The 562-nt window shown below is 38.1% G+C and carries 1 protein-coding gene; it reads right to left on the bottom strand.

The window, feature by feature from the left end:
• A partial coding sequence (locus tag BCU91_RS18665; RefSeq protein ID WP_133126623.1) for a hypothetical protein occupies positions 1–513 on the bottom strand: 513 nt, incomplete at its 3' end.
• Positions 514–562: the final 49 nt, after the last annotated feature.

Here is a 562-nt window from a genome sequence, read left to right as displayed (position 1 = left end):
CAGAAGTAATTTTAAATGCTTTTCGGTGCTCTTGCTGACAGATTCGCTCACCACACACCCTTTCCAGTTTATATCAAAAGCGTCATGGCTCTTCCATTTTTCATACGCATCTTGCATATTTCTATCATCACTTAGCCACATTGATGCCAGTATCACCCTATAAATAGCGTTGGTTTTGCTTGCTGAGACAACTGGTTCTGACTCATCTATCTCTATCAGTCTTTTTGTGTCATTTCGTATCGATTTAATTGCAATACTTGAGTTAAAAGACCCTCGTGTCTTTCCTTGTCTTATCCGCTTTGCTTCTAAAAGAATAATTATATTTTCATTTTTTAACTTGATTGCAGCATCGAGCCTAGCTGACCGCTTTCGCTTTTTATGAAGGCATTGTACCTCAGTCCAAGCAACAACATTGTCATAACCAGATAAATTTTGCAGAGCTTCAATAAAAGTCAAAACATGATTAAATTCATGAATGCCGCCATTGCCTTTCCCTGGAAAATACTCAGACATTCTGTGTTCATGGATTTCATGGCACTTTATAACAGCCCTTTCTAGAAGC

Origin of the sequence: Shewanella sp. 10N.286.52.B9 (assembly GCF_002873635.1) — a bacterium.
In the GTDB taxonomy this organism is placed as follows: domain Bacteria; phylum Pseudomonadota; class Gammaproteobacteria; order Enterobacterales; family Shewanellaceae; genus Shewanella.
Note: the sequence above shows the minus strand (reverse complement) of the source record. Positions and strands in the feature narration are given on the sequence as shown.